General features: G+C 49.8%; 6 protein-coding genes. 1 reads left to right on the top strand and 5 read right to left on the bottom strand.

Annotated features, from left to right (window positions below):
• Positions 1–74: 74 nt before the first annotated feature.
• The 5 genes from BUC08_RS19250 to BUC08_RS19230 form a co-directional block, all read right to left on the bottom strand.
• Positions 75–1,607 carry a response regulator receiver domain gene (locus BUC08_RS19250; protein ID WP_143186786.1) on the bottom strand — a complete coding sequence of 511 codons (1,533 nt, stop codon included), beginning with the start codon at positions 1,605–1,607 and terminating at the stop codon, positions 75–77.
• Between the two features lie 13 nt (positions 1,608–1,620).
• Positions 1,621–4,587, bottom strand: a complete 2,967-nt coding sequence (locus BUC08_RS19245) for an ATP-binding protein (RefSeq protein ID WP_073194393.1) — start codon at positions 4,585–4,587, stop codon at positions 1,621–1,623.
• A gap of 205 nt (positions 4,588–4,792) precedes the next feature.
• Positions 4,793–5,167 carry a hypothetical protein gene (locus BUC08_RS24835; RefSeq protein WP_174861603.1) on the bottom strand — a complete coding sequence of 125 codons (375 nt, stop codon included), beginning with the start codon at positions 5,165–5,167 and terminating at the stop codon, positions 4,793–4,795.
• Between the two features lie 308 nt (positions 5,168–5,475).
• Entirely contained in the window at positions 5,476–6,192 is a 717-nt protein-coding gene (locus BUC08_RS24395; protein ID WP_037928570.1) for a hypothetical protein, read from the bottom strand.
• 55 nt (positions 6,193–6,247) lie between these two features.
• Complete coding sequence (locus BUC08_RS19230; RefSeq protein ID WP_037928567.1) at positions 6,248–6,853, bottom strand: hypothetical protein; 606 nt, start codon at positions 6,851–6,853, stop codon at positions 6,248–6,250.
• Between the two features lie 166 nt (positions 6,854–7,019).
• Here BUC08_RS19230 and BUC08_RS19225 point away from each other — a divergent pair, with 166 nt between their 5' ends.
• The gene (locus BUC08_RS19225; RefSeq protein ID WP_224769701.1) at positions 7,020–7,265 is read left to right on the top strand and encodes a helix-turn-helix domain-containing protein; all 246 of its coding nucleotides are present in this window, start codon (positions 7,020–7,022) and stop codon (positions 7,263–7,265) included.
• Positions 7,266–7,373: the final 108 nt, after the last annotated feature.

Below are 7,373 nucleotides of genomic sequence, written 5' to 3'. Positions count from 1 at the left end.
CCTCGGTAAAACGTGTCTTCTTCATCGGAATCTCCTCGTTCATCCTGCCGAGAAAATTCTACTTCCGCATCCCCTTAAGATCGGGGGGGATTACCATAGCATATTGGGATATGCCCTATGGAATCGTTTATCACACCAAAATCAAGAGATAGGGATTTGGTGTAGCACTTTGGCGGAACCGAAAGGCCCACGTAGTTGATAAGCGCTCCATTTCTTCCATGAGGAACGACGATATCAGGGGCATCACTATCCACGACTTCGAGCGGTACAAAGAAAAACAATCCAGCCCCACGAACAGTATCGCAGGTCGCTTGTAAGCACAAAAAATAGCCGCCGTCAGCGTCCGAGAAAATGACTGATCCTAGCCCCAATTTTGGCGGCGCTTTTCGGTGTACCATACTGAGCTCGCTTGACTGAGAGTTAGTCAAGAACGAGAATTGCCGCATGGAAAAACTTGCCGTCTCAATGGTATCGCAGAACAGAGTAGAAAAACTCTTGGAAAACGCATCTTTTGGCGGCATTGGGCTGGCTTGTTTGTCCTGTTGCCGCCCAACAGCTGCTTGCTTGTCCTGTTCTGGCCAAGCAGAAAAACCAAGTTCCATAATTGAAATGACATCGTCAATATGCAGTTTAAACTCTTTTTCTTGATCTTTTTTCGAGTACCGGAGTGTGAAATTTTCAGGGCTCTGAGGCATTTGGCTTAAGCGACGTTTTATTGCGTCTACAGTCGTATATTTCGAGGTGACTTTTGACTTGTCCACCTCAGATTTCAACGCGCTCATGACGATAGAAACTGCGTAATCCATTGATTCAGAAGAGTTCTTTAGAAGTGCACGGTGATGAAAGAACGGGCCATCGAGTTCTGACGAGAATTTGCTCAAAACATGATGCGTCGTGTCTCTCATCGATGAAATCGTTGCAAGAGCGACGTTTGACAGAAGTCCGTTTGATAATTTGGCGAACGCCTTCAATAATGCCTCTGGAAGCTGGGTTTCAGAAATGGCACCTTCGAGCTTTTCATTGCCCCCCGATTTTTCACGCCAAATCACGCATAGACCTGCCGTATTGCTCAGCGTGTCTTCGTTCTTAGAAACGGTGTTGGTAATTTCTTCAGCCGCATTGAGCCTATCAGCGATTTTTTCGAGGATTCCGTCCTTATCTCTATCGCCAGTATAGATCGCGATTAACCTGAGACGACCTCCAATTTCTTCATCTTTATGAAGAATCTCCTTGATAATTTCAGACGCCAACAACCCATCGTCATCGTTGTTCATTTGCCAGTCGAGGGAGACAATGTCCGCCCTTAGAGCAGTCCTTGCAACACTTTTTGCAACACTGCCTTCATCACCTGTGGGATTCACAACCGAGCAAACGAGCCCCAAATCAAGTGCACTCTTTATTAGCTCTTTTGCTTTCAAAGGATGTGATCGTGTTACTACAGGTTTCGTTCTAGAGGTCTTGGCCGCAGCAGCATCTCGCCTTCCAGGCGTCTTAGCCTCGGTGACTGGCTCAGGCTCAACGCGATCAGATACTGGATCGTCATCAACAACTATCATCGTGTATGCGAATGAACGTGCTGCACTATATTGGTCGTCTGCAAAATTCATCTGATCAAATCTTCTATTGAGATATCTTCGAAATACGGAAACAGGCACCGGAGTTGGGCGTTGGTGGGTCTACGTTCAGCTCATACCCAAGCCGACCAAGCGCCTGCCTGGAGATATGCAGCCCCATGCCTCTGCCACCGGGCTTGCGGGTGAAATTGAGCTCAAAAATGTTCCGGACATCAATGCTACTCACCCCACGGCCATTGTCTCTGACGCAAAGATCCCCGTCGTCTTCAATAAGTTCAATGATACCTATATCTTTTCTGGCGCTAGAGGCCCAATAGATCGCATTATCAATCAAGTTGACGAAGACAGGGTAGAAGTCTGCGTGAAACCCATGAAGAGTATGGGCTTTAAACCCCTCATCCGCGACCAGCCGAACGTTGTGACGCTTGAGGCGCTTCTCAAATAAGTCAGACACAAATCGAAATATGTCACTGCCTTTGATGTCGACAGCGGTCGACTGCAGCTTCCGGTCGAGCGGATTGAACAATGCCAAGTAGCTGTCCAAATGATCAAAATTGACGCGCATATCATCGTAGAGGCTCTTCATCTCAGGATTGGCATGCGCCCAAGACTTCATGCGTCTAAGGCCGTCTCGCAAGCCGCCAGCGGTCTTACCAAATTCATGATTGATCGTATTAAGCGCCATCCCAATTTGGGCGAGCTCGAAATCGACCGCCTGTCGCTCACGAAGCGCGACGACTTCCTCTTCTAGCGCTTCAGTGACTTCGACCATATCTGAACCGTTGGATTGGGTTGATGAGAGAACAGCTTCGAGCTGACTGTAGATTTTCCGCAGTTTTTCACTTTCTTCTTCGAATGCGTCGGCTACTAAGGTTTCGAAGGCCTCGCGCTGTTTTGAAAAATCGAACTCCGCCTGCTTCATACCTTTGACGGCCTCTAGTTCGGCGAGGACTTCATCAACGACTTTCGATACAGTTCGGAAGCTGTTTTTTGTTGTATCCCTTACGGTGCGTGTCAGATCGGTGAGGGTCTCTTCCGTCTGGGTCCGCAGGGATTTCATGGATGAAAGGGTCTCTTTAGTGTGCTTTTGGATCGCTGCGTTCAGCCGCAGCCCTGGCTCAAGGTTGAGCTTATTGTTCTTTACAGTTGTTGTGACGATGTTCTCTATCGTTTTCTCGGCAGGCAATACGAGATCACTGGTTATCTTGCCTATTTCCGTTTGGTAAACCTCCCAGTTGTTTCGTAATTCAGTGTTAAGACCAACACCTCGAGGTTTTGAGATAGCATGCTCCTTGCGAAGTTGGTCCAAATGCAACTTAGCTTCAGCTTCCAGGCGGCCAATTGCAAGCGCCTTTGCTTGTGGAGTCTTCTGGCTCTTGAGTTCGGCGAGCACATTTTCTTCAAAACCTGAAACAGTTTCAGATATTGTTTTTGGTAGCTGTCCTGAATCTATGACCCTAAAGAATTTCTCTAGTTGTTCACCAAACTTGTCTTTCTTACCCTTAGACTGCTTCTCACGCTTCTTTCTAACTTCATCAAGGCGTTGAAGCTCATAGCGTTTGTCAGCCCACTCCTCAGAATACTTGCCATTTTCCCGAAAGAAATCTGCCGCAGACTGTATGAAAAAGTTGATCAGTATGCTTCGAAACTGTCGATAAGCTTTATCCTCGCGAAAACCTTCTCGTCCGGCTTTTTCCACTAAATTGGGGTTGTCGCGGGAGGTCAGTTCGACTGCCCCCATAATATTTCTGAAGGAGTAATAGGCTGTTCCAGCTCTCAAGTTCCGCCTGCGTTCAACATCGAGGAAATCGAAGTCAGGGCCACCATATGGTTGAACCCGGACACCATCTTTGTAGATGTAAACTCCGCCAAAGCGATCAAGTTTATGTTTAATTTTAGCGTGCTCTGTAGGGTCAACCAACGAGTCCGTTGGCGTTGGTTGGATCACCGCGATTGAAAAGTCAAATGGACCGCAGCTGGTCGGTCGGCTGTCTGCGTTTGGCCAGTTGAGTACATAATCCGTTGGCAGTGTTTGATACACTCCGACCTTTCCACGGAACTGACCATATTCATCGAAACGTCCTCGAATATGATGATCGACTTGCTTGAACTCTTCAGGGCTAAAGAAAGCCTTCTCCCCAACTCGCTCAATAGGCTCCCCCTCATCAACGTGATCTCTAAATCTGGTTATGATCTTCGGCTTCCGGAAGTCCGGAGTCATCGTATTTGTGAACCCAATGAGGTTCTTTTCAAACCTTGTGGCCTTGTAGGATGCATCCCGATCATCAATGTCTTCTTGGATGATCTCGTCAGCAGGTAGAATATAGAAATGTGTTCCGGAGCCGTTCAACTCGAAGGAAGGCTGACCAAGGTAGGTTGATGCATCTCGAGGGTCAACTTTGAAAGCTTCCATGTCGTCGAGGATGGTTTTAGCAAGCTTTTCATCAATCCGGCTTGATAGCTTTTCAAGGTTAACTTGTGCTTTTGCGACCATCGTCTGAACGTCGTCATAGTTGGGCAACATGTCAGCTCTGAACGTTTCAAGCGGGATGGCGATCTCATCGAGATCGATACCGGGGAGTTCAAACAGTCCCCAATGAATGTACGCAGCGGTCAGGTTCCCTTCTGCTTTGCCGTCCACTTTAGCGCGAGTCAGCACAAGCACTTGCCTTCCAATAACGGCGATTGCTAGGCGTCCTATTCCCTTTTCCCCAAGAAGGGGACGGACGTCCTGTGCGCTATCCACTGGGGGGCGTTTTAGGCCTGAAAACGATCCTACCTTGCTGTCAGTTCCAAGTGTGAGCCAGCGGTCTTCGAAATCTTGTTTGGTCATCCCGAGGCCGTCATCTCTCAAGACAAACATGCCATCATCCCGAAAGTAGTCGACTTCCGCTGTAGTGGCATAAGCGTCATGCGCGTTCTTGAAAAGCTCACTTATTGCCGTAGATATGTTGGCGATTTGCTGTCGACCAAGAAGATCTATGGTTCGCGCTCTGATGTGAAACTTTGCCACTATTGTTGCCGCCCTTTTTTGTGCACACGAGGCACTCGCGCATAACTCGATCCGCATTTTTTCATGCGGTAGGCTATCTTTGAATTATGCCTGTGCCAATGCCATCATCTATTATGTTGCTTCGATACCATCACTATTTGTGGCCAGATAACAGCTTACTCAGTGACGCAGAAAATGCTTTCAGAGTTGTTCTGTGCGCAATTTTCTATAATCTGCCCCAGCGTGCTTGCAGGATTGAACTCTGCGACCGATCTTTCTCGTCATCGAACACGATCATCACTCCACCAGGCAAAAGAGGTTGCTCTCCAAAACTGAAACCATTCGCCCCAGCAATAGCCTGACGCATTTGCAGTTCAGGTTCCGCCAAGATGAGGTATGCTCGTTCGAGACGCGAACCTGGAAAATAAGTTTTCGGATCAAAGCCTTGCAATACTTTGAGAAAGCCAAGCACTTCGTCACTGAGAAAATAGTATTCCTCACACATTCTTCCGCGCTCGATCGCGTCATCCAAAAGTATGCTGTATAGTCGTTCCATCGAGGCGAGCTTCTCGCCCCCCTGAGCGTCAACTGGCAGTGACATGTCGGGACGCCCATTGAAGCCTGCATGAGCCTCGCGATGGCATGTACGGCAAAGTGTAATCCCGTTCCCCGTGTCGAATTGCGCAGCACCGAGGAACGTTTTTCGACAAATATGATGGGCAGATAGCCGCTCTTGCGAGTGACAGTCCACGCAGCGAAATCCGTCACGCTCGCGGACAAATTCGCTCCACCGTCGAAGACAACTTGCACGAGATCGTTCGGCGGACACCGCATTGCGCAGCTTAGCGAGCCGCGCATTGAGCGAGCTTCGTTTCGCGTCGGACAATACCGAACTGGGTGATTTTGTCGTCACCACTTCACCTCCGTCGCGAGATACTCCCACCAGACCGACCTCACGCGAAGCACGCCAGTCTGATGAACTGCATATCGGTAGGCACCATCTTGCACGACAACCCAACCATCGTCCAGATCTTGGCCAGTAAAGACCCTCGTCATCATCCGACTTCCGACCTCGGGCAAAGCGGCAAGTTCTTGACAATTGTTGACACTTTCGAAGTCGGCGTGATCGCTCGCCGACATCGTTCCCAACGGCGCGGCCCATACATGGGAAGGCGTCTCCATCAAAGGTTCCCCATATTCAAAGTACGCATGCCCTCGGGCGTTCTTGATAATTACGCGGTTGATCCGCTCAACATCGGGCTGCCAAACGACCCTCGTTTCTCCACCCAGTGTTTGGTACTCTGTTTTCGCCCGGTCAATCATGGCCCGAAACCGAGCACTTTTTGCCAGTGCCCGGGCAGCACTGGCGTTTTGTTGTCGGTCTGGCTCAGTAGTGCCCGATAGCACGCAACTCAGAAAGGTCACAGCATACTGCTCGTCCCGCGAGAAGCCATTATTGCACTCACGGCAAATGGTCACGCTCGGCAGATTGTGAGGGCGCGGTTTTGAAAGGAAACTCTTCGTAGGCACATGATCTTCATTTGTCTCAAGACCCGCTAGCCAACGGCTGCAATGGATACACCAAGCTTGCTGTCGCTCGTCGACAAATTCTTCTATGCGGTCCAAAATTTGTCGCCCTCTTACCTTCGCTCTCGGGAGGCATCTTGTAGCGATGATCGCGCTAGTCGCCCTCGCCCCATTGGTCGTCCATAAAGGCCTTCAGCTCCGCTTCAGTCAATGTCGTAGTGATACCGAGTGCCCTTGCCTTCTCTTGTAGTGCTGCTAGGCGTTCGGCCGATGCGCTAGATCGGTGCTCGATCTGAAGGCCATTTTCAAGGGCCCATAAGTACAACTTCTTGAAGGTCTTCCGGTTGATGCCAAGCAGCGCCGCCGCTCCAACAAAACTTCCGGCTGCATCGTAAGCGCGCATGATTTCATCCACTGAAAACTCGACACGCGTCCGTCCTGGCGCATTCGGGAAGCCCAATGCTTGCCGCTTGTCCGCAATCCATTTGGGATCAACGCGATGAAGTTTTGCCAAGGCAGCATCGCGATACCCCTCCCTAAACTGCTCGTTAAGCAGCCTGTCGAAGTCGTATCCGAAGTGATCCAACGTCTCGATTAGATTGGACCGGCTGGCCCTGAAGCGTTTCCAAACCACCGCCAAAGACCGGCTGCTCGTCATCAGATTGATGAGCTCAGAATGATGAACGGCTTCTCCGTCACCATCAAAGAAGATGAATACGGTGTCGCCAGCAACTTCCAGATAGTTTTTCGCGACTGCCATACATCCTCCCCTGGCCAGAAACTCCGGCAAAATTCCAGAGACAAACGCCCCGAGAATTTCACCGCATCTTTTAACCACCTGATTCGAAACAGTTATTCTTGACTGGTTCGTTCATAGCTGATTCTCTCCGGATCACGAAGCCCCAGCAAACATGGTTACAACGTCAATGTCCCATACAGTGAAACCTGCTCATGAACGCCTGAAAATGGAACTGCGGTTGCGCGGTAAATCCATTGCTTCAGTCGCACGTGAGCTTGAAGTGCTGCGTTCGACAGTAACGCTTGTCAGCCAAGGCCTGCGCAGGTCTTCGAAAATCGAGAAAGCCCTAGCCAATGCAGTCGAAACCACACCGGCAGAGCTTTTTCCCGACCGATACCCAGCAGAGGAGGACCGCGCGGCACGCAAAACCTGACATAGGGAAATAAAAAGACCCTCCTGCGCTAACAGGAAGGCCTTTTGAATAAGTGCCGTTTGGTCGCGACTGCTTATTCATCCCCTGAGTCTCAAGAAAAGTCAACCT

Source organism: Pseudosulfitobacter pseudonitzschiae (assembly GCF_900129395.1).
Lineage (GTDB): Bacteria > Pseudomonadota > Alphaproteobacteria > Rhodobacterales > Rhodobacteraceae > Pseudosulfitobacter > Pseudosulfitobacter pseudonitzschiae.
Note: the sequence above shows the minus strand (reverse complement) of the source record. Positions and strands in the feature narration are given on the sequence as shown.

Excerpts from the sequence above, each read along its gene's own strand:
- BUC08_RS19225 (WP_224769701.1), top strand. The coding sequence starts at position 7,020 with ATGTCCCATACAGTGAAACCTGCTCATGAACGCCTGAAAATGGAACTG.
- BUC08_RS19250 (WP_143186786.1), bottom strand. The coding sequence starts at position 1,607 with ATGAATTTTGCAGACGACCAATATAGTGCAGCACGTTCATTCGCATAC.
- BUC08_RS24835 (WP_174861603.1), bottom strand. The coding sequence starts at position 5,167 with ATGTCACTGCCAGTTGACGCTCAGGGGGGCGAGAAGCTCGCCTCGATG.
- BUC08_RS19230 (WP_037928567.1), bottom strand. The coding sequence starts at position 6,853 with ATGGCAGTCGCGAAAAACTATCTGGAAGTTGCTGGCGACACCGTATTC.